The following is a 25,178-nucleotide window of genomic DNA, read 5'->3' as shown; positions in this document are numbered from 1 at the left end:
ATGAAAATCAGCACGCTCCACTACATTGCCACCAATGCCGACGCGGCCGAGCAGGCCTGCCAGGGCGGAGTGCGTTGGGTGCAGCTGCGGGTGAAAAACCAGCCCCCCGCCATCTGGAAGCAGCTGGCGCTCGACACGCAGGCCGTGTGCCGCCGCTACGGCGCCACACTCATCATCAACGACAACCCCGCGCTGGCCCAGGAAATCGGGGCCGATGGCGTGCATTTGGGCAAGGAAGACCTGCCGCCCGATGAAGCCCGCGCCATGCTGGGCTCGAAATTCATCATCGGCGGCACGGCCAACACCTTTGTCGACGTGCAGCGGCTGGCTGCAGCCGGCGTCGATTACGTGGGCCTGGGGCCCTTTCGCTTCACCAGCACCAAAGAGAAACTGAGCCCGATACTGGGCCTGGCGGGCTATGCCGAAATCATGCGGCAGTGCCAGGGTGCCGGCATCACGCTGCCCGTGATTGGCATCGGCGGCATTACGCTTGGCGATGTGCATAGCTTGCTGGCAACGGGTCTGCACGGCATTGCCGTGTCCGGTGCCATTGGCAACGCGGCAGACCCGGTTGAAGAAGCTGCCCTGTTTATCAAGGAGTTATCGGCTGTAAAGGCCATTTAATTATTATGTTAAATAAAAATCTGGTCATTGCCGACCGAACGTTTAGCTCCCGACTATTCACCGGCACGGGCAAATTTAGCTCGTCGGTGCTCATGGAGGAAGCGCTTTTGGCGTCGGGTTCCGAATTGGTGACCGTGGCCCTGAAAAGGGTAGACGTGGCCGATGCGGAGGACGACATTCTGCGGCACCTCGCGCACCCCCAGTTCAACCTGCTGCCCAACACTTCCGGCGTGCGCACGGCGAAGGAGGCCGTTTTTGCCGCGCAGCTGGCCCGCGAAGCGCTGGAAACCAACTGGCTCAAGCTCGAAATCCACCCCGACCCCAAGTACCTGTTGCCCGACCCCATCGAAACCCTGAAAGCGGCTGAGGAGCTGGTAAAGCTGGGTTTTGTGGTGCTGCCCTACATCCACGCCGACCCGGTGCTGTGCAAGCGCCTGGAAGAAGTGGGCGTGGCAGCCGTGATGCCGCTGGGCTCGCCCATCGGCTCGAATAAAGGCCTCCTGACGCGCGAGTTTCTTGAAATCATCATCGGCCAAAGCAAGGTGCCGGTGGTGGTAGATGCGGGAATCGGGGCGCCCTCGCACGCGGCAGCGGCGCTGGAAATGGGCGCTGATGCCGTACTGGTGAACACGGCCATTGCCGTGGCCGGAAACCCGGTGGCCATGGCGACGGCCTTCCGCATGGCGGTGGAAGCGGGCCGCATGGCCTACGAGGCGCGGCTGGCCGCGCCAGTGGCGCACGCCAAGGCAGTGGCCAGCTCCCCGCTCACGGCGTTTTTGGATATGTAATAGAGGTACCAGAAGCACTAAAAAGCACGGTCATGCGGAGCACAGTCGAAGCATCTCTACCTCACGCTTGAGATAGTCATTCAACGAAGCGGGAGAGATGCTTCGACTGCGCTCAGCATGACCGTTCTGGTTTCAAAAAAGATAATCACCATGAGCTTCCAACCCATTTTTGAAGCCCAGCCTTGGGACGACGTAAAGGCCAGTATTTACGCCAAGACGGCGGCTGATGTGGAGCGTGCCCTGGCCGCGCCGCACCGGACGCTGGAGGATTTTAAGGCCCTGATTTCGCCCGCTGCCGCGCCGTATCTGGAGCAAATGGCGCAGCTCAGCCACCAGCTCACCCGCAAGCGGTTTGGCAACACGGTACAGCTGTATGCGCCACTGTACCTGAGCAACGAATGCCAGAACATCTGCACCTACTGTGGCTTCAGCCTCGATAACAAGATTGCGCGGCGCACGCTGAGCAGCGTGGAAATGCTGCAGGAAGCGGCCGTGCTCAAGGATTGGGGCTACGACCATGTGCTGCTGGTGACGGGCGAAGCCAACGTGACGGTGGGCGTGGACTACCTGGAAAAGGCCCTGCGCACGCTGCGGCCGCATTTCGCCCACCTTTCGATGGAAGTGCAGCCGCTGGACCAGGCCGACTACGAGCGCCTGATTCCCGAAGGCCTGAACACGGTGCTGGTGTACCAGGAAACTTACCACCGCGACGATTATAAAAAGCACCACCCCAAAGGCAAAAAGTCGAACTTCAACTACCGCCTCGACACGCCCGACCGGCTGGGCCGAGCCGGCATCCACAAAATGGGCCTGGGTGTGCTCATCGGGCTGGAAGACTGGCGGACGGACTGCTTCTATACCGCGCTGCACCTCGATTACCTCGAAAAAACCTATTGGCAGACCAAATACAGCCTTTCCTTCCCGCGTTTGCGGCCGGCCGAGGGCCTGCTTCAGCCCAAAGTGGAGATGAACGACCGGGAATTGGTGCAGCTGATTTGCGCCTACCGTTTGCTGAACGAGGAAGTGGAGCTGTCGATTTCGACCCGCGAAAACCCCGTTTTCCGCGACCATGTGGTGAAGCTGGGCATCACCAGCATCAGCGCGGGCTCGAAGACCAACCCCGGCGGCTATGCGGTAGCACCGGAGTCGCTGGAGCAATTCGAAATTTCGGACGAGCGCAGCCCGCAGGAAATTGCCGCCATGTTGCGCCGGCAGGGCTACGAGCCGGTTTGGAAAGACTGGGACGCCACCCTGGTGGGCCTAGCCCGCTAATGGAAAGCTAAAAGAACGTCATGCTGAGCGCAGCCGAAGCATCTCTCCCGCTTCGTTGTTATTCCATTGATTGCTGGCTGCAGTAGAGATGCTTCGGCTGCGCTCCGCATGACGGGCTAAATAACTGCTAATGAAAACGACTGAATTCCTTTCCGCTGCCGAAAATAACCGCTATAGTCGCCACTTGCTGCTGCCTGAAGTTGGCGTGGCCGGCCAGCAGAAAATGAAAGCGGCCCGCGTGCTGGTGGTGGGCTGCGGTGGTCTGGGCTGCCCAGTATTGCAATACCTTGCTGCGGCTGGCGTGGGCACACTGGGCTTGCTTGATTTCGACACGGTGGACGACAGCAACCTGCAGCGCCAGGTGCTCTACGCCACCGCCGATGTGGGGCGGCCCAAAGCAGTGGTAGCTGCTGAAAAACTGGCGGCCCAAAACCCGTTTATCACGTTGGCAACGCACCAGGCACTGCTGGCAAAGGACAATGTGCTAACGCTGTTTGCGGGCTATGATATCGTGGTGGACTGTTCCGACAATTTTGCCACGCGCTACCTCGTGAACGATGCCTGCGTCATCTTGGGTAAGCCGCTAGTATTTGGGGCCATATTCAAATTTGAAGGGCAGGTGTCGGTGTTTAACTACCAGAATGGCCCAACCTACCGCTGCCTTTACCCCGAGCCACCCGCGCCCGGCGATGCCCCCAGCTGCGCCGAAATTGGCGTGCTGGGCGTGCTGCCGGGCTTGGTAGGTACCATGCAGGCCGCCGAGGCGCTGAAAATTATTCTGGAGCTGGGCGAGGTGCTGAGCGGTCGCCTGCTGCTGGTCGATGCCCTGAGCATGCGCTTCCAAAGCATTCGCTTCCGTGCCGTGGCGGCCAACCAACAGCTCAGCGAGCTGGCGCCCGACTACGCGGCCTTTTGCGGCGAGGCACCCATGGTAGCCGCGCCGCAACGCGCCCCCGAAATCTTGGCTGATGACCTGAAGGCTTGGCAGCAAAGCGGCCGGCCGCTGCAGTTGCTGGATGTGCGCGAGCCGCACGAGGCTGCCCGGCGCAGCATCGGCGGACAGCTGATTCCGTTGGGGCAATTGGGTGAGAAGCTCAGCGAAATCTCGTACGATGTGCCCGTAGTGGTGCATTGCGCCAGCGGCGTGCGCAGCCAGAAAGCTGCACAGCAGTTGTTGGCGCAAGGGTTCAAAGAGGTGTATTCGCTGCGGAACGGCCTGGCCGATTATTAACCAGCCACGGCTTGCAGCTTGTGGAAAGCGGCCACCGGGTCGGGGCTTTGCCACACGGCCCCCAGCACGGCGGCACCCGCAAAACCCGCTTGCCGCACCGCCGCCAGCCGGTGCGCTTCGACGCCGCCGAGGGCCAGTACCTGAGGGGTGTAGCCGGTGCGCCGTTGCAGTTGCCAAAGTGCCTCAGCCACTGTGGATAACTCGAAGCCGGCCGCGTAGCCGCTCTTGCTCAGGCTGTCGAAAACCGGGCTCAGGAACACATAATCGTACTTTCGGCGGTGCCGGCGAATTTCGGCCAGCGTGTGGAAAGAGGTGGATAACGTTTGGCCGGCGGCTAGTTTCGGCCGGCTGGTCAGGGCTTTGCGGGCGGTAGTGGTGAGGTGCAGGCCGCCCAGCTTCATTCCTGTAACGAGGTCTGGATGCCCGTGCAGCACCAGCCGCGGGTGATACTTGGCCGGCAGCTGCGCTACGAAATTCCGCATTTCCAGCCCGCTGAAATTAGGCTTGCGCAGGTGCAGGCGGGGGAGGCCGGCGGCCAGCATTTCGCTCATCAGTTGCACTTCCTGCGCTACCGCCTCGGGCGACGAAATCACGACAAGCTGCATGGCGGCGGGTGAGGAGAAATCAGGCGGTTTTGTCGGGGGCGGGCCAGTTGGCTAGCAGCGCCAGAATGTGGTCGAGTCGGGCCTGCTTGGGGGCCGCCCGGCGGGCAATGGTGGTGCGCGTCCAGAAGTGGTGGCCGGCCAGGAAGCGGGCCTGCAGCTGAAACCAGGCGTGCTCGTCGGCAATGAGCTGGCGGGCCATCAGCTCATCAAACAGGCTGGTGGAAATGGGCACAAAATCGGGCCGGCCCAGGTAGTCGAGGTCGGCGTCGCAGAGGATTTCGGCCAGGGGGCTGCCGGGCTCCTGCGGGTATTTGGTGGCCGTTATCAGGTCGCAAATCTGCGCAATCTGTTCGGGCGAATACGCAAAATCGGGCAGGGTAGCGCGGGCCAGCGCGCAGCCCTGGTCCTCGTGGCCCTGGTAGCTGTGCAGGAAGCCGGCGTCGTGGTAGAGCGCGGCGGTGCGCAGCAGCGCCAGCGCCTCTGGGTCGGTGATGCCCTCGGCGGCGGCCAGTTCCATGGCTACCTCGGTCACGTCGAGGGTGTGGTGCAGGCCGTGGTAATAGAGCGTGGGGGAGAGGCCGCGCCGCAGCTCGTTCACAATAAAATTTTCGGCGGCCTGGATATTCATGTAAAGGCGCGCAAGACAAGCTGTGGCGTTTGTGTGCTGCGGTAAGGCACGCACAGTGCGTGCAATTAACAACTAGGCAGGCGTTAGATGCATCCCAGGCCGGCCAAGCCAAAATTGATAGTATAGACGGAAGCAGGTTGCCGGTTGCTTGTCGGCATTGGCCAAAATTAACAGGCCTCGCGGTAATGCGCTACCACAAGCAGCCGCGTCCCGCTGCCTTTGCATAACATGCCGACGAACATGACGGGTACCACCGCCTTAACCTGTTAGGCGTGAATAGATTTACCCATCAACAGACAGCCGAAGTTTTTCTTTATTCAGGTTAAAGGCACTGTGACTGCGTCAAGCAGAAAGCTGTAAAGCGATTCTGTAATATTTTTAATATTATTGCAATAAATAAGCTAAAAACTGGCTTAATGAAATTGATTGGCGGCGATTTTTTGCTAATTGTAAATAAAGTGGTTCGGGTTTCGGCCCAAGGTGCCTGGCCGCTGGAAAATGCAGTCTGGCAATACGCAACATGGCGAAAGACGCGTCCGGCGTACCATAAACGAGGGAATTACATCATCTTTGCGGCCGTACTGCCGCTGGTCCTGCGCCCATCGGTTTGGGCGCACTCTTCCAATCCTCACCGCTTTCTATCTACTAAATGATTTTCCGACGCCGACCCCTGATATCTGAGCCGCTGCGGCCAGCCGTGGTGGGCGACCGGAAGTACGTGGGAGGCGCTTATTCTGGCTTTTAAGCGCCCGGCTCTACCATGAAATGGCTTCTTTTGCTGCTTGTCTTGCTCCTGAGTGAGTCGGTGCAGGCCGGGCACCGTTATTGGGATGCCGACTACGACTCGCTGGCCCGTGCCTTGCCGCAGCAACGTGCCGATACCGCCCGCCTGCGCATCTTGGTGCACCTGCTCGACCTGCACCCCACGGCGCCTGAGGCGCTGCCCCAGCTCGACCAGCTGCTGGCGTTGAACCGGCGGCTCCAGCTGCTCGACGACGGCCCCTACCGGCTGCTGCGCGCGGGCGAGGCCCTCTGGCAGCAAGGCACTGCCGATGCCGCCGCCCTGGATAGCATGAAAGCCGCCGTGGCCGCCTTCGACCGGGTGAAGAGGCCCATTCCGTGGTTGCTGATGGATTTGGTGACGCTCTACAACCGGCTCAACCAAATGGATGCGCGCAGGCGCTACTACGAGCAAAAGCTCGCCTACTACCGCCTGCGCGGCGATACGGAGAACATTGCGGCCTGCTATGTGTCGCAGGGCGGCTACTACCGGCGCATGGGCGACTACAACCGCACCATCAACAGCTCGCTGCGGGCCGCCGACATTGCGCACGGCTTTAGCCGGACCTTGTACATCAATGAGCTGCTGGTGACGGGGGCCGTGTACGCCGACTGGGGCAACACCGGCAAGGCTGTGCAGTACTTGGCCCAGGCCCGCGCCCTGCCCGAGTTTCGGCGCGTGCAGGGCCACAACCGGGTATTTACCTTCCTGGCCCTGTCGAAGCTGTACGTGGAGCAAAAGCAATACCCCGCAGCCCTGGCGTCGGCCGATTCGGCCTTGGCCGCGCGCACCGCCGACCCTTACCAACGCTCCCAGAACCTGGCCTATGGCTTGGTACAAAAAGGGGCCGTGCTGCTGCAAATGCAGCAAGTGGAGCCTGCTGGGCAACTATTGCGGCGGGCCCAGCAGCTCGACGATTCGCTGGACCTGCCCATGTCGGGCAAGCCCGGCGAGTTTGAGATTGACGCCGCCTGGGCCCAGTACTACACCGCCCGTCGCGACTACGCCCGCGCCGAACATCACTGGCGCCTGGCTTACCAGAAAGCCACTGCCGCCAAGCTCGACCGCCTGCGCCCGCGCTACCTGCAGCAGCTTGCTGCTTTCTACGACGCGCAAGGCCGGCCCGCCGATGCCCAGCGCTATTCCCGCGCCTACATTGCCCTGATGGATACCTTTCGGACCGCGCAAAGCATTTTCAACGTGGCGCAGTACGAAAGCGAGCGGGTAGAACAGGCCCAAAATGCCCAGATTAACAACCTGCGGCAGGCGCGGGCCGTGCAAGACGTGCGCCTGCGCAGCCGCAGCCGCCTGCTGCTGGGTGCCCTGCTGGCCGTGCTGGTGGTGTCGGGGCTGGGCGCGTTCAGCTACCGGCAGCTGCGCCTGAACCGGCGCACCCTGGCCCAGCTCCGCCAAACGCAGTCACAGTTGGTACAGGCCGAGAAAATGGCGTTTCTGGGCGAGCTCACGGCCGGCATTGCCCACGAGCTGCAAAATCCGCTCAACTTTATGAAGAACTTCGCCGAAGTCAGCACCGACTTGGTGGACGACATGCACGGCGAAGAAGCGGGCCGGGCGGCGGGCCTGGAGCGCGAAATTCTGGTGGGCCTGAAGCAAAACCTGCAGCAAATCAGCCAGCACGGGCAGCGGGCTTCGTCCATCATCAAAGACATGCTGGAGCATTCGCGCTCCGGCACCGGCCAGCGCCAGCCCACCGACCTCAACGCCCTGGCCGAAGAAAACCTGAACCTGGCCTACCAAGGCCTGCAAGCCGCCGACAAAGAGTTTACGGCCACCCTGGGCAAGGAGCTGGACCCCCGGCTGGGCCCCGTGGCCGTGGTGACGCAGGACCTGGGCCGCGTGTTGCTCAACCTGTGCACCAATGCCCTCTACGCCGTGCGCCAGCGCCAGCGCGAAGCCACCGAAGTCGGAGGCCTTGCCGCGCCGGGCTACGAGCCCACCGTGACGGTGAGCACCCGCCGGCCCAATGGCCAGGCCGTCGAAATCCGGGTGCGCGACAACGGCACGGGCATGCCCGAAGACGTGAAAGAAAAGGTTTTCCAGCCCTTCTTCACCACCAAGCCAGCCGGCGAGGGCACCGGCCTGGGCCTGTCGCTGAGCTACGACATTGTGACCAAAGGCCACGGCGGCACCCTCACCGTGGAAAGCCGCGAGGGCGAAGGCACCGAATTCCTTATCATATTGCCAACTTAACGGCGGGGAAGCCCTGGTTTCGCTTCGGCCGCTCCGGCACTTTCTTCGCGTTTACTTTCGCTTCCGCTTTTTTGCCAATGGCTCATTCGGCTAGTTACGGCGACCTCTTTTATCTGGCCCCCATGGCCTACGGCATTGGGCGGGGCTTGAGCAAGTTCCTGGAGCTGCCCAAGCGCCTGCCCCGCGCTCACCAGTTGCTGAACTACGTGTGGGTGCCGGCCGTGCCCATGGTGCTGATAGCCGGCGCGCTTGGGCTTAAAGGGGATAAGCTGGGGGACTACTACTGGGTATTTGTGTGGCTGGCGATAATAGCCACGCTGGCCGCGGTGCGCGACTACCGCCCGGCCCGTACGCTGCTGCTGGCCGTAATTCCCAGTGCGTTGTACAAGCTGCTGGAGGTGGTGCAGAGTGCCTCCGGTTTGCTGATGGGCCGCTTCGATATTGCCAAGGATGTTTCGGTGTCATTTGTCGGCATCTGGCTGATTACGTTTCTGTTCATTGCCCGAAGCCAGAAAAAACAGCTGGAAAAGGAACAGCTGCTGCGCGAAGAAGAAGCCCGGGCCAAGCGCGCCATTGAGGCCCAGAATGCCGAATTGGAGCGCCTGGTGTCCGAGCGCACCGTCGCCCTCACCAACCAGGCCGAGGAGCTGCGCACGGCCCTCAACGAACTCAAAACCACCCAGGCCCAGCTCATTCAGAGCGAGAAAATGGCCAGCCTGGGCGAGCTCACGGCCGGCATCGCCCACGAGATTCAGAACCCGCTCAACTTCGTCAACAACTTCGCCGATGTATCGGCCGAGCTGGTGACCGAGCTGGAAGAGGAGCGGGAAAAACCCGCCCGCGACGTGGAACTGGAAGCCGACCTGCTGGCCGACCTCAAGCAGAACCTGCTGAAAATCAGTCAGCACGGTGGCCGGGCGGCCAGCATTGTGCGCGGCATGCTGGAGCACTCGCGCACCAGCACCGGCGAGCGCCAGCCCACCGACCTCAACGCCCTGGCCGACGAATACCTGCGCCTGGCCTACCACGGCCTGCGCGCCAAGGACAAGAGCTTCAACGCCACGCTGCTGCCGGATTTCGACCCTGCGCTGCCGCCCGTGGCGGTGATTGGGCAGGACTTGGGCCGGGTGCTGCTCAACCTGCTCACCAACGCGTTCTACGCCGTGCGCCAGCGCCAGCTGCGCAACGAGCCCGGCTACGCGCCTACGGTGAGCATCAGCACCCGCAAGCTGGGCGATGAGGCGGAGCTGCGCGTGAAGGACAACGGCACCGGCATTCCGGAGAGTGCCAAGGCCAAAATCTTCCAGCCCTTCTTCACCACCAAGCCCACGGGCGAGGGCACGGGCTTGGGCCTCTCGCTGAGCTACGACATCATCACCCAGGGCCACGGCGGCACGCTGGTCGTGGAAAGCGAAGAAGGGCAAGGCACGGAATTTATCATTCGTTTGCCGGTATAAGACCTGCTTTTTCCTGGTAAAAACTTTGGCTTCGAGCGGCAGTATCATGGGCGGTTTTTAGCTGCCGATGCGCTTCTGTCTGTTGCTTCTGCGTTCTTGGCTGTTGGTAGGGTGGCGGCCAGGGCAGTACGTCGGCCCACGGGCTTCTCAGAAAGGGAATTTCACCGCGTTTGTGGTTAGCTTGCCACTTGATAAAGCCGCCTGACAACCGGCTTGATTGAGTAATGGCCTGCCGAATGCGCTGCGGGTGTGCCGCGGCCCTAACCCCTTCCTTGCCAGTGAATAAATTGGCAGGCCGGGCCACGGGCCAGCGGTGCAAGCCGAAAGCGGTGCAACCGGGTCGGGCCCTACAAAAAGATACCAGTAACTTGTTCCCAAACCGGTACCGAAAGCGGCCTGGTAGCTGCTCAGTTTCCATTATTCTGCATGCTCCCATTGCCCGCGCCGCACTGCAATGCCCCTCTTCTGGCCCTCATGCCGGCCCCGGCACTGCCCCCGGCTGTGCGCGGGCAATGCCGGGGAGATAAGCAGCCCAAGCCACTACGCTGGCAGCACCAGCGCCCCCTCGGCGGCGCAACGAAGTTGCGGGAAGAGGGCAGCCAGTTTTTTCAATCCTTCCGCACCTTCCAAACCTCTGCCCACTGGAACCGGTTTGGGCCTATCGTTGAGCTTTAACATTGTAGCCCAGGCGCTCGACGGCTTTTCGCTGGGAGTAAAATTGTCGGCACAGGCATCGAAATTTAGTATCCGCTTACCTCAGGCTTAGCGCATTGCGCCACTTTAGTACCCGCTCTTTTTCTATTCGCTTTGTTGGCCGGCTGCTGGTTTGCTGGCTGCTGGCCCTGCTGCCTGGGGTGGCCGGTGCCCGGCCGCCGCATGCCTCGGCGGTTGACAGCCTGCGCCACCTGCTGGCCCTGCCCCAAACCAATTACGACCGGGTGCTGCTGCTGTGCCAGGTAAGTGACCAACTGTGGACGCAGAACACCGATTCGGCGGCCGTGTATGCCCGGCAGGCGCTGGCGCTGGCCCGCCGCGCCCACTACCGCCACGGCGAAGGCGAAGCCCTCAACCGCCTGGGCGCCGCCGTGCGCGAAAGCAACCTGGCGCAGGCGCTGGAGGTGTTTCAGCAGTCGCTACGCATTGCCCAAAGCAACCATGACCGCGCCCTGGAAGCCCAGAACCTGCGCAGCATCGGCATCATTTACGTGTACCTGCGCGACAAGCAGCAGGGCCTGAGCTACTACTTCCGGGCCCTCAAAATTGGGGAGGAGCTGCACGACAACCGCCGCCAGGTGATTGAGCTGAGCAACATCGGCCTGGCCTACGACCTGTTCAACCAGCTCGATTCGTCGCGCATGTTTCAGGAGCGGGCCTTCAACCTGGCGCGCCGCCTGCACACGCCCACCAACTACATTCTCTACGGCCTGGGCAACGTGGCCCGCAAGCAGGGCCGGGCCGCCGCTGCGCGGGCCTTCTACCAAGCCAGCATTGCCGAGTCGAAGCAAGTGCACCACTTGCGCAGCCTCAACTTTGCCTACGTGGGCCTGGCCACGCTCTACCAGCAGCTCGGCCGTACCGATTCCAGCATTTATTTCGCCCGCCTGGGCTGCGAGGCGGCCCGGCGCAATGGGTTTCTGCGGGGGGTGCTCAACGCCAGTACGTTGCTCACGCAGGACTACAAAGCCCGCCGCCAGGCCGACAGCGCCCTGAAGTACCAAAGCCTGATGCTGGTGATGAAGGACACGCTCTTTGGCCAGGAAAAGGTGATGCGCCTGCAAAGCCTGGACTACCGCGAGCAGCAGCGCGCCAAGGAAATGGCCGCCAGCCAAGCCGCCTTGCGGGCCCAGTACCGCACCTACGCCCTGCTGGCCGGCGTGGTGGGCCTGCTGGCGCTGGCGCTGTTGCTGGGCCGGCACGCCCGCCAGCAGCAGCGCGCCCGCGAGGCCCTGGAGCAGTCCCTGGCCGAGCTCAAAACGGCCCAGGACCAGCTGGTGCAGCGGGAGAAAATGGCCTTTCTGGGCGAGCTCACGGCCGGCATCGCCCACGAGCTGCAAAACCCGCTCAACTTCGTAAAGAACTTCGCCGAAGTCAGCACCGACCTGGTGGACGAGATAACCGGCGAGCAGCGTGGCCCCGCCCGCGACGCGGGCCTGGAAAGCGAAATATTGGCGGGCCTGAAGCAAAACCTGCAGCAAATCAGCCAGCACGGGCAGCGGGCCACCTCCATCATCAAGGGCATGCTGGAGCATTCGCGCTCCGGCACCGGCCAGCGCCAGCCCACCGACCTCAACGCCCTGGCCGACGAAAGCCTGCGCCTGGCCTACCAAGGCCTGCGCACCAAGGAAAAGGATTTTACGGCCCACCTCACCACCTCCTACGCCCCCGACCTGCCCCCGGTGCCGGTGGTGCCGCAGGATTTGAGCCGGGTGCTCATCAACTTGGTTACCAATGCCCTGTATGCCGTGCAGCAGCGCCAGCGCCAGCTTGCCGACCCAACTTTTCGGCCCGAGGTAACTGTGAGCACCCAAGCCGGGCCGGGGGGCGTCGAAATCCGGGTGCGCGACAACGGCACGGGCATGAGCCCCGAGGTCAAAGCCAAAATCTTCCAGCCCTTCTTCACCACCAAGCCGGTGGGCGAGGGCACGGGCCTGGGCCTGTCGCTGAGCCACGACATCGTGACCACCGGCCACGGCGGCAGCCTGGCGGTGGAAAGCCAGGAAGGCGTGGGCACGGAATTCATCCTTAGCTTGCCGGTTTAAAAGCCGATTTCTTCTCGGATTAATTCTACCCGTGCGTTGCACCCTGCGCGGGCCGACGTTTTCTATGCGCTACTTTGTACTGCTCGCGGCCCTGGCGCTGCTTTTCGGGGTTACCACGGCCGCGCCGCTGCCGGCCGATACCGCCGTGGTGCGCATCAACCGCCTGCCCGAAAAAGGCTTGCTGCTGAAGCAGGGCTGGCGCTACCACGCCGGCGACAACCCGCAGTGGGCCCGGCCCGATTTCGACGCCTCGGCCTGGGACACCCTCAGCCCCACCCGGCCCCGGCAAACGCTGCCCCCGGCCGCCCAGACCGGCATCAGTTGGCTGCGCTTGCGCTTCCGCCTCGGCGACAGCCTGCGTCGGCAGTCGCTGCTGCTGTTCGCGGGCGAGTTCGGAGCCGCTGAATTTTACCTCAACGGCCGGCGGGTGATGCGCCACGGGAAGCTGAGCGCCGACCCGGCCCAGGTGGAGCCGCGCGGCCGCTACCCCCGGCCGGGCGAGGTGCCGGCCGGGGCCCCCGCCGAGCAGGTGCTGGCCGTGCGCTTTGCCCCCTGGCGGCCGGGGCTGCCCAATCGGGTCGGGCAGGCGCCCCAGCTGTTGGTGTCCTTGGTGAGCCCGCAGAACTATTGGCAAACCGTGGAAGACCAGAAGGACCAGGCCCTGATTTTTCTGGTGCTGCTGGGCTTTTCCGGCCTGCTGGCCGTGCTGCACTACGCGTTCTACCACTACAACCCCGCCCGGCCCGCCAACCGCTACTTCGCCCGCTTTGCCCTGGCAGCGGCCTTGGCGGCAGCAGCCGGCTATGGGGCCCGGGCCTTGCCTTTTGCCACGCTAACGCACTATGTGGTGGTGGGCGCCCTAGGCAACATTCTGTCGGTGATGGTGGTCCTCTGGGCCGTGCGGGCACTGTACGCCTTGTTCCACGTGCGTCCGGGCCGGGTGCACGCGGGCCTGTGGGTGGCTTTCGCAGGGTACGTGCTGCTGGCCAGCCTAGGCAGCTGGCTCCCGGTTGCCGGCACGGGATGGGCCGTTATGCTGGTGTTGCTCCTGGCCGAGGTGCTGCGCCTGACTATCCGGGCCGTGCGCCAGGGCCAGCGCGGGGCCCGGCTGGTTCTGGCCGGTTTTGCCGGGAGCGGGGTGCTCGTGCTAGTGGTGGTGGCTGACTTGTTGGTGCCCGGTATGGTGTCGCCGCTGCTGTCAAACGCGGTGTACGCGCTGGGCTTCATGCTGCCGGCCTTGGGCATCTCCTTGTTTTTGGCCCGCGAGTTTGCCCGCGATGCCCAACAGCTGCACGTGCAGCTGGGCGAGGTGGAACGGCTTTCGGCCCAGACCATCGCGCAGGAGCAGGAGAAGCAAGCCCTGCTGGCCCAGCAGAATGAGATGCTGGAGCAGCAGGTGCAGCAGCGCACCGGCGAGCTGCAACGCTCCCTCACGGACCTGCGCACCACCCAGGCCCAGCTCATTCAGAAGGAAAAGATGGCCAGCCTGGGCGAGCTCACGGCCGGCATTGCGCACGAGATTCAAAACCCGCTCAACTTCGTCAACAACTTCGCCGAGGTGAGCGCCGAGCTGGTGGCGGAGCTGCAAGAAGCCCAGGCCGCCGGCGACGCAGCAGAAGTTGCGGCCCTGGCCGACGACCTGAGCCAGAACCTGGGTAAAATCAGCCACCACGGGCGGCGAGCAGCGGCCATCGTGAAGGGCATGTTGGAGCACAGCCGCACGAGCACCGGCGAGCGGACCCCGACCGACCTCAACCCGCTCTGCGACGAATACCTGCGCTTGGCCTACCAGGGCCTGCGGGCCAAGGATAAAACCTTCAACGCCACCCTGGAGACGAACTTCGCGCCGGCTTTGCCGCCGGTCGAGGCGGCTGGGGCGGACCTGGGGCGGGTGCTGCTCAACCTGTTCGGCAACGCTTTCTACGCCGTGCAAAAGCGCCAGCAGACGGGCGAAGCGGGCTACCAGCCCACCGTTTCCGTCAGCACCCGGCGCACGGACAACGCGGTCGAAATTTGCGTCAACGACAACGGGACTGGGATGCCGCCCGAGGTGCAAGCCAAAATTTTCCAGCCCTTTTTCACGACCAAGCCCACGGGCGAGGGCACGGGCCTGGGCCTCTCGCTGAGCCACGACATCATTGTGCAGGGCCACGGCGGCACGCTGAGCGTCGAAAGTCAGCCGGACCGGGGCACCGAATTTGTCATCAGTCTGCCGGCTTAAGCCGCTCCGCGTCCTACCTTTAGGCCCTACTATTTTCCAAGCATCCGCCCCATGCAAATCCTGGTTGTCGACGACGAAGTTGATGTGCGCGACCTGTTTCAGCAGCGCTTTCGGCGCGAAATCCGCAGCGGCGAGCTGAGCTTCAATTTCGCCTTCTCGGGCGAGGAAGCGCTGGCGTTTTTGCGGTCCCGTCCCTCCGAGGTGCTCATTATTCTCTCCGACATTAACATGCCGGGCATGAGCGGGTTGGACTTGCTGAGCCACGTAAAAAAGGAGTTTGCCATGCCGCCCACCACCATGATGATGATTACGGCCTACGGCGACAACGACAGCTACCAGAAAGCCATGGCCTTGGGTGCCAACGACTTCCTGACCAAGCCCGTGGATTTTGCCGTGCTCAAGGATAAATTGCAGCATCTGCTGGCTTGAAGCAGTGGGCAGCTGTTTGTCTCAGCAGGAAACCTTGGCGGCATATCCTGGATTTATAATTCGGCCTGTCTGGTTCGGGGTGCGGGCGAGAGTCCGTCGCTCGGGCCGAAATGAAATTTCGGGGTACTCCGCCTAGCGGTGCGGACCACACCTGTGCCGCATATTTGCTAACTATAATCTGCCATGAAGACAAAAATCCTGGTGGTCGATGACGAAACCGACCTCGAACTACTTATCAAGCAGAAGTTTCGGCGCAAAATCCGGGAGAGTGCCTACGAATTTGTGTTCGCCACCAACGGCGAAGAAGCCCTGGCCCGCATTCTGGAACACCCCGACACGGACGTTATTCTCTCCGACATCAACATGCCGGTGATGGACGGGCTGACCCTGCTCACGCGCACCCACGCCGAGCATCCGGCCATGAAAACGGTCATCGTCTCGGCCTACGGCGACCTGGGCAACCTGCGCACCGCCATGAACCGCGGGGCCTTCGACTTTGTGGTGAAACCCGTGGATTTCACCGACTTGGAAGTTACCATCGAGAAAACGGCCGACCAGGTGCGCCAGCTGCGCGACACGCTCCGCGCCATTCAGGAAAACAACATCCTGAAAATGTACGTCGACGAAACGGTGCTCAACTTCATGACCCGGCCCGACTTCGAAAACCGCCTGCTGGCCTCCGAAACCGTGGAAGCCACCGTGGTTTTTCTCGATATCTGCGGCTTCACTTCCCTGTCGGAAACCCTGGCGCCTACCGACGTGGTGAGCCTGCTCAATACGTACTTCGACCTGATAGTGAAGGAAGTAATTGCCCAGGGCGGCTACGTCGATAAGTTTATGGGCGATGCCGTGATGGCCGTTTTTCGCGGCGAGCACCACCTCGACCGCGCCATTGACGCCGCCCTCTCGGCCCGCACCGCCTTGCAGCAGAACCAGACCCCGCTGCCCCCCGGCTTCGACTTCCGCCCCGAGGTCAGCATCGGCGTGAACACCGGCGAAGTAGTGTCCGGCAACATCGGCTCGGCCTCGCTCAAGCGCCTGGACTACACCGTCATTGGCGACGTCGTGAACGTGTCGCAGCGCCTGCAGTCCGCCGCCAAAGCTGGCCAGATTATCATCAGCGAAGCTGTGTATCTGCGCGTGCGGGAGTCCTTCAATTGCCAGTTTGTGAGCGAAGTGATGCTAAAGAACAAAGCCCTGCCCATCAAAATCTACGAGGTGATGGAGTAGGGTGGAGGAATAGGGGCAAAAAAGCACGTCATGCTGAGCGCAGCCGAAGCATCTCGCTCGGGGCAGTAATCAATCCACTCCAACGATTGAGTTACTGCTGCGGTAGAGATGCTTCGGCTGCGCTCAGCAGGACGTTTTTCTGGCCTTACAATTCCTTACTGCGCCAACTCGCGCATTTTCTCGTTTTGCTGGCGGATGCGCTGGCAAAGCATGCGCAGGATGTTGCGCAGCACCTCGGCCCGCTCCTCCATCACATCGTAGAAATCCTCCTGGTCGATGCGGAAAGCCAGCACCTGGCTTAGCGCGGCGGCGGTAGCGGAGCGGGGCTCGGTATCGAGCAGGGCCAATTCGCCAAAAAAGTCGCCCGGCCCGAAAGTAGCCAGCTGCTGCGGGCCGTTGAAAATGCCCACTTGGCCGTCGTGCACAATGAAGAGCGAAGTGCCGATGTCGCCTTTGGCGAATATTTCCTCGCCTTCCTGAAACGTCACCTCCTTCATAATCGGGACAATGCTGCTGAGCACGTTTTCGGGCGTGTGGGCAAACAAGGCAGTGCTCTGAAGCACTACTACTCGTTCCAGGGCAGAAATGCGGGCTTCGGAATGGGCTTTGTTGTGGCTCATGGGGGGAAGAAAATCGGAGAGGGGCTGGCCCAAGTGGGCCGCCAGGGCGGCTGCGGCCATGCGGGCACTTTCGGCCAGCAGCGCGATGGGCGAAGTGAGGTAGGGCTGAAGCAGCGCGGGCGCATCGGCCTCGGTGGGCTGCCAGTGCCGCAGGGCCACGCTGAGGGTCCAGGTGGTGAAGGCGGCGGGGCCACGCCGGAGCAGCAGCGTGGGCAGCGGTTCGCGCAGGTTGGTTTTGGCCGCGACGGCAGCTTCTTCGAGGTGTATGGCACTGCCCGCCGCTGCGGCATTGCCCATCGGAATAAACGCATGCGCGCGGCTGGCACTGCTGGGCGTAGCAGTCAGCCGGGTAAAAAGTCTGGATTTTTCGTCCAAAGCAGAGTCGTCGAGTAGCGCTTGCAAGCCCTGGTAAATGGGCAGCGGAATCAGGTTATCGAGCATTTCGAGGGCGTTGGCCTGGCGTTCGCGGGCGGCATGGGCCACGTTGCGCTGGGCCGTGGCCACCAGTTCGGCATCGTAGAGCTGGGCCAACAGGCCAAATACCCGCTGGTGCAGCAGCAGCAGCTCGTAGTCGACAGCCGTGCGCAGGTCGGGGCGCGAGTCGGCCACGAGGCCGCGCAGTAAGTGGTTGGCCAAGTTAAATTCTTTGCGGAGCAGCCGCTCAAAAATCCGTGCCTCGGTGGGCACGGCCACGGAATGGCGCAGGGCCCGGAGTGCTTGCCCCCGCGAAAACAGATTGGCGCCTTGCGCCAACTCCACCAGCACCGCCCGGCTGGCGGGCGTATCCAGGCGTTCGAGCACGGTGGTGAGGCGGTGGGTAACGGCGTTGCCGGGATGGCTTTGCAGCGCTTCCCGCACCAGCGGTATCACGGCTGCTCCTAAGGCTATCAGGCTATTGGCGGCCACCTGCCAACGATGCTTATGGTGCAAAGCCTGAAGCAGCCGGTCGGCCAGGTGGGGGGTGCTTAAGGTGCCGATAGCGACCAAGGCGGCGTGCACCACCTCTGGCTCGGCGCTATGCAGGCTGTGGTCGGCCAGCTGTTGTTGGGTATCTTCGGGGAAATAGTGCAGGAGCGCCAGGGCGGCGCAATTGGTTGCCGGGGTCGGCTCCTGCAGCAGGGCCAGCAGGCTGGCCTGCGCCGCGGCGTGCTTCGGTGCGGTTTCGAGGCTGCCCCGAATGGCGCCCTGACGAGCCGGCAGGTCGGGGCTGGCAAGCAGGGCCGCTACGGAAGGAGCCTCGGGCGAGGCGGTGGCCAATTGTTGGGCAGCGGCTTCACGCACGGAGGCGGCCGGGTCGCGCTGCGCCAGCGCTTGCAGGAACTCGGGGGCGAAGGGGCGCGCTTCGGGCGTAGCAAGCAGGGCCAGGCGCACCCGCTCGTCCGGGTGTTCGAGCAGGGCGGGGGCGTGGCCGGCCAGGGCAGCAGGCTGGCGCTGGCGGAGCCAGGCCACCGCATTCAGTACCTCGGTGGGGTGGGGGCTGTGGAGGTGGGCCAGCACCACTTGCAGGGCAGCATCGGGCAGGGCCAGCTCGGCGGTTTCGGCAAAGCGACGGCCCAGGCCCTCCTTCAGCTCGGCCAGGTAGCTCCGGTAGGTGCGGCGCAGAAACAGCAGCGCCAGCAGCAGCAGTGCGCCCATCCAGAGCAACGGCAGGCCGCCATCGAGCAGGCCCGACGAGCGCAGAAAAAAGAACAGCAAACCCGTCAGGCCCAGGCCCAAGGGCTCGTAGAAGCCCTTGGCCAGCGTGTGGGCGGCCAGCCGCTGCGGTGGCGCCAGCGGCTGAAACAGCACCAGAAACACGGGGTCGAACACGGTGCGGCGCAGCACTTCCAGCAGCAGGTAGAGGCCGCAGTAGAACGCCAGCTGCTCGGTCTGGCTATAGCCGGTGGCCACTTTCAGCCCCCCAAACACGGCCAGACACACCAGCGCTACCACCGGCAGCAGCCGCAGCGACCACTGCACCCCGTAGCGCTCCAGCGCCTGCCGGCTCACCAGCAGCTTAAAAAAGGTAGCAGCTAAGTAGGTGGCGCCCAGCACCCAGCCCACCGATTGGGTAATGTCTTCCGATTCGTGAAACTTGTGCTTCACGTTGACAAAAAACATGTACTCTACGCCCGAAATCACCGCCGAAACAGCCACCAAGCTCAGGCACATGGCCAGTACCAGCTCGCTGCCGCCGAAGAGCTGCTGCACGAGCTTTTTGGGCGGCTGCCGCAGCCGGCGCACCGGGCGGGCCACGGCCTCGACCGTGTGCTGCGTGAGCGTGGCGCGCAGCACCAGCAGCGCCCCCAGGTAGGCCACAAACGACACGCCCAGCAGCACCGGCAGCTGCGCATCGCCGTGAATCAGGGCCGCCAGAATGGCGCCCAGGGCCTTGGCCGGCATGTCGCCGGAACTGATGATGCTAAACAGGCGCTTGCTCTGCCGCACATCAAACACCACCGCCGACACGCCCCAGAACTCCAGGTTGGTGAGCAGGTAGATGACGCGGTAGCCCGCCATAATGGCCACCGCCGCCGCCACCGAATGGCCCAGATACACCAGCGCACCCATGGCCACCGTGAGGGCCACCACGGCCAGCAGCACGCGCACCGCCAGCGTTTTGAGCAGCAGATGATGCTCAAAACGCGTGTAAATCTTGCCCACGGCCATCATGGCCAGCGCCCCGGCCACGTAGCCCAGCGGCAGGCTGTGCTCGGGGTTGTGCTCCAGCAGCAGCACGTTGGCCGCCACGTACACCAGCACCGAGCCGATGCCGAGCAGAAAATTGTGCAGCAGAAACAGCCCCACGGTGCGGGTTTCGCTGGTTCTGATGCCGAAGAGACGTTGGAGCGAGGTGGCCGAAATCATGCGGGAAGGAAGCCGGCACCACCGGGCACGGCCGTAGTCAAAGATACAGCCGCTGCGTAGCTGTGTGGCGTTTTTCCCAGACCAAGGCCATATCCTTCAACAGAAAAAAGGTTTTGCTGAGCGAAGTCGATGCATTTTCGTCAGCGGCCGGCCAAAGCTGTTGCTGGTTTCCAGTCGCCGATGGCATTGCGGCCGTCGACTACGTCCCTACAGCGGTTTCGGAGTCGGTATGCAGGCGCTGGAAGTAGCGCGAACTGTGTAGTTCGCGTCCCCGCATCATCTTTAGGACTTACGCAGTTGCAGCCCCAGCGGGGCGCCATATCGATAGTAACTGGCTGATGTTGGGGAGAAAGCCCCAGCGGGGCGACACTCGGTTGAGTGCTTGGCGAGTGTCGCCCCGCCGGGGCTTTACCATTGCATAATGAATAACTTACTACCAATGTGCCGCCCCGCTGGGGCTTCAACTGCGTAAGTCCTAATCTTATCGAAGCGACTGGCGTGGGGGCACGAACTGCAAAGTTCGCGCTACGGTACACCGGCCCCGAATTTGCTCTAACCTTGAACATGCCGGCTGCAGTGGGCTCTCCGTATTGAACGGGCTGGCCTGACAGGGCGGCAAGGGCTTGTGTAGGCTTTGTAAGCAGGCTACTTCGTTTTACCAAGGGGAGGGAAATGCCGAGGTTTCCGGCCGTTGTCACCGGAGCCGTGCCCATGTTTTTCACTATGGCACAGCAGAGCACGGCTTGACTTAGTTTGGGAAAGCATGGCCTGGCAAACACCTGCTTCATTAAGTGTTGCATACAAAAGCCAAAATACAAAAAGCCCATCGGCTTCTCACCGATGGGCTTTTCAGGACAAACCGCAAGGACAATTACAACCGGAACTGCGCGCCCACTTTCACGCCGAAATTGCTGGTGCCGGGCATGTCGCGGTAGGTGAGGCGATGAATAAAATCGACCCGGATGAACTTGAAGATGTTTTCCACGCCGTAGCCCACCTCCACATAAGGCGTCGAGATAGGGCCGGGCAGGTCCGGCGAGTCGCGGTTGATGCGGCGGCTGCGGTCCGAGAGCTTGCCGTAGAGCATGTTGCCGGTGGCCACCAAGCGCCAGTTCAGGGCGCGCAGGCCGGGAATGGAGTTCACGAGCAGGCCCTCGAAATGGTGGTCGAGGCGCAGCGAAGCCGAGCGGTCGGTGATGAACTCGAAATAGTTCATCAGGTTGAAGGCGTTGGCGTTGTAGAACGGGGTTTGGTTGCCGAGCGGCGTTTTGAGGATGAAGTAGGGCAGCGCGGTGGGAATGTAGTTGCCTTCGGCGCGATACGTGAGGCGGCCCAATTGGCCAACCGATACGCTGTGCGTCATCGAGAGGTTGAACTTGTGGTACATGAAGTTGCCCTGGGTCCAGTCGATGGCGCCCAGCGTATAGCGGAAGCCGAATACCGGCAGGCGCTTGAGGCCCACGGCACGGCGGCGGTTTTCGCTCTGCACCAGGTTTTCATCGGGAGCGTAGCGCGATTCTGAAACCAGTTCGCTCAGACGCAGGATGTTGGCTTCGGGCTCGTCGCTTCCCATCCCTCCGCCAGGCATGGGGCGGGTATGAATCTCAAACAGCGGGTTGATGTACTGGTACCGCAACGTCAGCGTCTGGGTGAAGCCGTGAAACAGGTCGCGCTGCACGCTGAAAGCCGTCAGGTCGCGCAGCACAGGCCTGCCCTGCCGGAAGCGGCCCCACCGCGAGGCGGCAATGAACAGGTTGTTGTTGTCCAGAAAGTCGTTGTCGAGCAAGGCGGCCTGCTCCACGTCGTGCTTGAATTCGCCCGTGAACACCGTCCAGTGGCGGCGCTCGGCAATGTAGCTGGTGCGCACGCCGTACTTGAAGCGGCCGTCCTTGGTGCCGTAGGCCACGAAGGCCTGCGTGAGCCAGTTGCGGCTGATTTCGGGCGTGGTGCGGAAACCGAAACGGAAGCGGTTGCCCTCAAAATCGTTGTTGGCGTATATGTTGGCAATGGGGCCAAAGTCCAGCTTGCCCACGCGCTTATAGCCATTCACGAGCAATTCTACCCAGTCGAGCACGTTGCGCACCGAAGGCAGGTGCTTGGCCGAGTCGAGCACGGCAAATGTTTGCTGTTCCGACAAGCTCAGCGTGTCGGGGCGGTGCTGGTCGAAATAGCCGGGCCCGCCTTGGGGCAAGCCGGCCAGCAGGCCGCCGCCCTGCTCCACGGGGTCCATCAGCGACGACACAATGGGCTGGTCGTAAAAGCCGGGCTCGTTGTGCACTTGGTTGCGCACAAAGTTGCTGCTCACCGTGGTGAAGCGCACCAGCATAGCCGCCTGCTTTTCGTAGGGCCGCACGCTGATAACCAATTTGGTGCGCGTTGGCAGACCGGGGCCATCGCCGGGCGAGGTTAGGTCCTGGTAAATGCGCAGGTCGCTCACGAAGTTGATGTTGGCTTCGGGGCTGGCAATGAGGTCGGCCCGGCGCAGGGCGTAGCCGTCGGCCGTAATCCAGACAGTGCCCTTGAACGCCAGGTCGTGGCTGCGCTTGGGCGTCACGGCAATCTTGTAGCACCAGTCCTTGCCCACAAACACGGAGTCCTGCAGCTCGTATTCGTAGGTCAGCCGGCCGCCTTCGGCAATGGGAGAAATGAAGTCCTTGCCCAGCACGTTTTGCCAGTTGGGGTAGAAATCGAAGTTCTGGAAGTTCGAGCCCAGCATTTGCGAAAGCACCGACCCTTCGCGGGGGCCCACGCCGCGCATTTGCTTGTGCAGCAGGTCTTCGCGACGGCGCAGGGGCGAGTTGCGCTGGTACACCCGGGAGCCCACTTCCGAAGCAAAAATGGGCAGCGGCGCGTCGGGGTCGGCGGCGGCGATGGCGCCCTGGCGCACGGCCAGCGCCCGAATGTCCTTCACCACCTTGCGGTTCGACAAAGTCTTGGGCAAGTCAATCAGGCTGGTTTCGATGCGGTTGTACGAGTCGTACTCGGCGGCTTTGAGGGCGCTGCGCTCGTTTTGGGGCTTGTGCTTCTGCACCTCGCGCAAGATGCGAAAGGCGGGGTTTTCGGGCTGGCGCGACGACACCACCACCTCGGCGAGGGCCACGCCGCCGGCTTTCATCCGAAACAGCACCGTTTGCACCGCCGCGTTCGAGAGCTTGCGCCGCTGGGTGGCAAAGCCCATGGCCGAGGCCGCAATGGAATCGGGCGAGCCGGAGACGGCGAGCTTGAACTTGCCGTCGGCATCGGCCGTGACGCCGGCACTGGTTTTGGGGACAAAGATGGAGGCGAAGGGCACCGGCTCGCCGTTTGTAGCTTCCACTACCTGGCCGCTGATAACTATACGCTGGGCTGCGGCCGGCAATGCGAAGAGGCATGCCAGGAGCAGCGGAGCAAGAAATTTCATAAATAGTAATAAGAAGCCAAATGCGAGAACCTGTAGTAGTCCTGCAATTTACGCAAAGCGCAAGTGGCTCCCAAGTAGTTCCGTGCCAAAAACAGGAAAAATTTGGATGAACGATTAAACCTGCCGGGTGAATTGCTGTCGGGGCCGGGCAGAAGCTATGGTCGGGGTAGTGAGGGGACACTTACTATAGCGTAAATCCAGGACGTGTTGGATGTGCAAAACTACTGTTGAGTCCCGCACGGTAGAGCCGTGCTTGCCGGTGTAGCACCTTCGAAACCGCGTCAGCAATGCTGTCGGGTGCAGGACAACGGCCTGTTCTCTAGAACCTGCATCTCCACCTTGAGCGCGGCGGGCGCTTTGTTCCCCTGGAACGACTCGCCGTAGGGTACGATAGTGGTTTGGCTGACTTGTCATAAACAAGGCAGTTCGGCGAGAAATAGGGTGGAAAAATCACGCGGGAAAGCACGGAATTGAAGTATGCCCCCCCCCCCTTATTTATTGAATAAGGTAAAAACATTATTTATATAGTACTAGTTACAATAGCATTGCAACCGTCCTTGCCTGGCGGCGGAGCTGCCGGCACCTTTGGACATTCATCTACCTGGTGCAGGTGGAGCGGTTATCTTGGCGGCTCACTTCACCACGCACTGCACGCATGAGCAAATTCCCCTTAGCGCCCTTGGGCGCTGCCTTATTCGGTCTTTTTGCTTCCTTCTCTGCCGCCGCGCAAACTGCGGCCCCGGCCGATACGGCGCATCATTACCGGCACGAGTTTGGGCTGACGGCCAGCCCGGTGCTCGACCACTTTTTCACGGCTAACCGGAGTTTGCCCGTGGGGCTGTTCTATAAACGGCAACTTACGCATAACAGGTCTTTGCGCTTGCGATTGGTGGGCCGTTATCTGAGCACAGATAGCAGCAATTTTGCCGATATTAAGCCTGGAACAGGCAACTGGGCGTGGCAGGTGTTGGGCTATGTAGGCTATGAGTGGCAGCGGCCGTTGGGGCACCGGGTTCAGTTGTATTACGGAGCCGAGGTGGGCAGCGGAATGGGCCGCAACGTGCGGCGCTCGGTGCGCGATTGGTACAATAGTCAAGGGCCGTTTAACGAAGACGTATCTTATACCATCAGAACATGGCAGGCGCAAGCCCGCCCTTTCCTGGGCTTTCGCTTCCAGTTGGGAACGTACGGCGCCCTGTTTGTCGAAACGTCGGTACCCGTTACTTACGCCTACCAGCGCGAAGGCTATACGGGTTACTTTAACCAAGGAGCTTTCTCTAGTCCGAGCATTTTCACTCACAATACTTATTCGGGCGAAACCACAGCGGGAAAGCTTAGTATCGCCTTATTGGCCATTGATTTAATCGGATTCAATTATCGTTTTTAAGTTTAGGCATTCACTTTTTTACCTTTACCATGGAAACATTTTTCCGCGTGCTCTTAGTATGCTTATTTGGCGGTTTTACCACGCTATCAGGTTGGGCACAGAGTCCCATTCAAATTAGCGACCCGTTCATTTCGCAACCTACTTGCACAAATATTCCCATCACCTACTCGTTAGCTACAACCAGTTCTTCGACCAACCTGCAGGGGTGTAATACCGAATGGACCATTGTTGGCGGCCGGGAGGCAACTAGTGGGCAAACTACCGTGCGCGGCGTGAATAACGTCAGCGTTATCTGGAACGATGTACCTACCACCATAACCAACGGGGTGTATTCCGCCAGCTTAAGAGCGGTCACTACTCAATGCAATAACAGTGCAATTAATGCAACTGCTTCACTCGATATTGTAACCCGTTCGCTAGCGCAATCCACCGCTGGCCCCATTTCCGTCAACGGCACAGTATTTAACGGGCAACTGCCGTTTGGGGATAACGCGCAGATAACTTTGAGTGTGCCGCAAGTGCAGTTGCCTTACCCTAGTGGCGTTAACAACGCAGATTATGCAGGGGCTTACGAATGGACGCTACCCAATGGTTGGACGGCGAGTGGAGTCAATCCAACGGCATCTGGTTCTTATATCACTTACAGCACTTCACTGCTAGTCAATCCTTCGGCAGACGGCGGAGGAAA

Annotated in this window: 15 protein-coding genes; 11 read left to right on the top strand and 4 right to left on the bottom strand. The window is 61.8% G+C overall.

Features of this window, described 5'->3' with window-relative positions; genetic code table 11:
* The 4 genes from JKL48_RS00400 to moeB all read left to right on the top strand — a co-directional run bounded on the left by JKL48_RS00400 (nt 1) and on the right by moeB (nt 3,915).
* Nucleotides 1–624, top strand: a complete 624-nt coding sequence (locus JKL48_RS00400) for a thiamine phosphate synthase (protein ID WP_201977269.1) — start codon at nt 1–3, stop codon at nt 622–624.
* A 5-nt stretch (nt 625–629) separates the two neighbouring features.
* Nucleotides 630–1,412, top strand: coding sequence for a thiazole synthase (locus tag JKL48_RS00395; protein ID WP_201977267.1), 783 nt, complete (start codon nt 630–632; stop codon nt 1,410–1,412).
* Nucleotides 1,413–1,562: 150 nt separating this feature from the next.
* Nucleotides 1,563–2,684 carry a 2-iminoacetate synthase ThiH gene (gene thiH, locus JKL48_RS00390; protein WP_201977265.1) on the top strand — a complete coding sequence of 374 codons (1,122 nt, stop codon included), beginning with the start codon at nt 1,563–1,565 and terminating at the stop codon, nt 2,682–2,684.
* Nucleotides 2,685–2,814: 130 nt separating this feature from the next.
* Nucleotides 2,815–3,915 carry a molybdopterin-synthase adenylyltransferase MoeB gene (gene moeB / locus JKL48_RS00385; protein WP_201977263.1) on the top strand — a complete coding sequence of 367 codons (1,101 nt, stop codon included), beginning with the start codon at nt 2,815–2,817 and terminating at the stop codon, nt 3,913–3,915.
* On the opposite strand, the gene JKL48_RS00380 is transcribed toward moeB, so the two are convergent.
* Nucleotides 3,912–4,520: a thiamine phosphate synthase gene (locus JKL48_RS00380; protein ID WP_201977262.1), complete on the bottom strand. Its 609-nt coding sequence runs from the start codon at nt 4,518–4,520 to the stop codon at nt 3,912–3,914. The genes moeB and JKL48_RS00380 overlap by 4 nt on opposite strands.
* Nucleotides 4,521–4,539: 19 nt before the next feature.
* Nucleotides 4,540–5,148: an HD domain-containing protein gene (locus tag JKL48_RS00375; protein ID WP_201977260.1), complete on the bottom strand. Its 609-nt coding sequence runs from the start codon at nt 5,146–5,148 to the stop codon at nt 4,540–4,542.
* 760 nt (nt 5,149–5,908) lie between these two features.
* On the opposite strand from JKL48_RS00375, the gene JKL48_RS22915 reads away from it, so the two are divergent.
* From JKL48_RS22915 to JKL48_RS00345, 6 genes are all read left to right on the top strand, one after another.
* Entirely contained in the window at nt 5,909–8,140 is a 2,232-nt protein-coding gene (locus JKL48_RS22915) for an ATP-binding protein (RefSeq protein ID WP_236668528.1), read from the top strand.
* Between the two features lie 77 nt (nt 8,141–8,217).
* Nucleotides 8,218–9,597 carry a sensor histidine kinase gene (locus tag JKL48_RS00365; RefSeq protein ID WP_236668527.1) on the top strand — a complete coding sequence of 460 codons (1,380 nt, stop codon included), beginning with the start codon at nt 8,218–8,220 and terminating at the stop codon, nt 9,595–9,597.
* A 770-nt stretch (nt 9,598–10,367) separates the two neighbouring features.
* Nucleotides 10,368–12,356 (top strand): tetratricopeptide repeat-containing sensor histidine kinase, encoded by a 1,989-nt coding sequence (locus tag JKL48_RS00360; RefSeq protein ID WP_236668526.1) that lies wholly within the window; start codon nt 10,368–10,370, stop codon nt 12,354–12,356.
* A 64-nt stretch (nt 12,357–12,420) separates the two neighbouring features.
* Complete coding sequence (locus JKL48_RS00355; protein ID WP_201977258.1) at nt 12,421–14,577, top strand: sensor histidine kinase; 2,157 nt, start codon at nt 12,421–12,423, stop codon at nt 14,575–14,577.
* Between the two features lie 51 nt (nt 14,578–14,628).
* Nucleotides 14,629–15,006 (top strand): response regulator, encoded by a 378-nt coding sequence (locus JKL48_RS00350; RefSeq protein WP_201977256.1) that lies wholly within the window; start codon nt 14,629–14,631, stop codon nt 15,004–15,006.
* Nucleotides 15,007–15,189: 183 nt separating this feature from the next.
* Nucleotides 15,190–16,236, top strand: coding sequence for an adenylate/guanylate cyclase domain-containing protein (locus JKL48_RS00345; RefSeq protein ID WP_201977254.1), 1,047 nt, complete (start codon nt 15,190–15,192; stop codon nt 16,234–16,236).
* A gap of 155 nt (nt 16,237–16,391) precedes the next feature.
* On the opposite strand, the gene JKL48_RS00340 is transcribed toward JKL48_RS00345, so the two are convergent.
* Nucleotides 16,392–19,703, bottom strand: coding sequence for a cyclic nucleotide-binding domain-containing protein (locus tag JKL48_RS00340; RefSeq protein ID WP_201977251.1), 3,312 nt, complete (start codon nt 19,701–19,703; stop codon nt 16,392–16,394).
* 871 nt (nt 19,704–20,574) lie between these two features.
* A complete protein-coding gene (locus JKL48_RS00335) occupies nt 20,575–23,103 on the bottom strand; it encodes a DUF5686 and carboxypeptidase-like regulatory domain-containing protein (RefSeq protein ID WP_201977245.1) in 2,529 nt (842 codons plus the stop codon).
* Nucleotides 23,104–23,758: 655 nt separating this feature from the next.
* Here JKL48_RS00335 and JKL48_RS00330 point away from each other — a divergent pair.
* On the top strand, nt 23,759–24,490 hold the full coding sequence (locus tag JKL48_RS00330; protein ID WP_201977243.1) for a hypothetical protein: 732 nt from the start codon (nt 23,759–23,761) through the stop codon (nt 24,488–24,490).
* Nucleotides 24,491–25,178: the final 688 nt, after the last annotated feature.

It is taken from the genome of Hymenobacter rubidus (assembly GCF_016734815.1).
Taxonomy (GTDB): Bacteria; Bacteroidota; Bacteroidia; order Cytophagales; family Hymenobacteraceae; genus Hymenobacter; species Hymenobacter rubidus.
The sequence above is the reverse complement of the archived record's forward strand: the minus strand, read 5'-3'. Positions and strand labels throughout refer to the sequence as shown.